A 1,441-nucleotide genomic window follows, 5' to 3' on the forward strand; every position below is an offset into this window, starting at 1 on the left:
CAGGGTGAGAGCGTGAACATTTTGTTAAATTTCACCCAGTTTTTTGAGACCCGCATTGAGTACCGTTTCCAGATATTCACTGCTCATTCCTGCGATTTTTTGCTTCCGTCTTACGCTCGCCTTGCGTGAAGTCTCGGCCCTGAGCATGTTCAGCCCCATGTGCCGGATGCACGCCAAAATCTCTGCGGCATCACCGCGATAAATCGGGCAATCATCCTCGCCCATCGTGACGTCCAGCACCCAGTGCAGGCTATTTTCGATGGCCCAGTGCCCACGCACCGCTCGCGCAAACTCATCCTGCACCAACGCTTTGGAACTGATGAAATAACGCTGCTCTATGGTAATTTTTTGCATATTTTCAACGCGATAGGAGATGGCCACGCCAATGCTGTGCAACTGTTTCCAATGAGGAAACTGGGCGGCCAACTCGCCCGCCGCCATGACATGGTACTCACGACCATCGATGCGGCCATGAGCCTTCTCAAGCGTCATCGTCTCTGCGCATAACGGGGTGGCCGCCAGCGGGGCGAGGGCCTGTCGAACCGCCTCGAACAACTTGGGTTGGTTGCCTTTGACGGCCAATAAGTAATCGCCACCTTGCTGAAGGATGGTCTCGGCGATCTCGGTCTGGCACCCCATCGCATCGATGGATACCAGGCAGCCTTTGATGTCGAGCAGCGCCAGCAACTCGGGAATAGCGGTAATTTCATTGGACTTGGCGTCGGTTTTTATCTGTCCGAGCACCAGCTTATTGGCGGCGGCATAGGCACTGACCATGTGAATGGTCGACGTTCGATCCTCACGGTCATAGGAACTGCGCAGGGTTTTGCCATCGATAGCGACCAGGGCGCCATCGGTGTGCTGGTTAATGGCTTGAGTCCACCGCACAAAGGCGGCCTGAAACGGCTCTGGTTTGATGCCGGAGATGATCCTGGCAATGGTGTCATGGACAGGAATGCCGTTTTTAAACAGTCCCTTGGATTGAAACCAGGGAAGATGAACCTCGCCGAAATCCTCAATATCTTCCCAGCCCTCAGCCCCGCCGATCACGGCACAGACGGTGAGAAACAGGACATCGTAGAAGGGATAATAAATCTTGGCATGCTGGCGAGGGTCGTGAATATTGTCGAAGAACTGAGCGAAAACGGCATCAATAGACATGAGAGCACTCCTGAAAAGGAGCATGAGATCACAGCCGGATCACCAGGTCAAATTTCAGGGTGAGGATGTGAGCAAATTGTTAACTATGGAAATCATGGAAATTATCATTTTTTGGATTTCATGCGCATTTTTTGAGCTGAAATGACGTGCAGTGACGATTAAAAAGTGTGAAGGCGATCCTGACTATAAAGTTAACTGCATATCACAGGCCTATAAGTATTTGTTTTGTAGGCAAAAAACTATTTTTAATTTTTAACAAAATGTTCACGATCTCGCCCTG

At 50.9% G+C, this 1,441-nt stretch carries 1 protein-coding gene; it reads right to left on the minus strand.

Annotation, left to right across the window (positions count from 1 at the left end):
• Nucleotides 1–24 precede the first annotated feature (24 nt).
• Complete coding sequence (locus PG888_RS22835; protein ID WP_021141311.1) at nt 25–1,161, minus strand: ISAs1-like element ISAs12 family transposase; 1,137 nt, start codon at nt 1,159–1,161, stop codon at nt 25–27.
• Nucleotides 1,162–1,441 lie beyond the last annotated feature (280 nt).

The sequence above is a fragment of the Aeromonas sp. QDB23 genome, from assembly GCF_027707745.1.
GTDB lineage: Bacteria > Pseudomonadota > Gammaproteobacteria > Enterobacterales > Aeromonadaceae > Aeromonas > Aeromonas allosaccharophila.

Bases quoted from the DNA above. Each gene is read 5' to 3' on its own strand.
- PG888_RS22835 (WP_021141311.1), bottom strand. From the start codon at position 1,161: ATGTCTATTGATGCCGTTTTCGCTCAGTTCTTCGACAATATTCACGAC.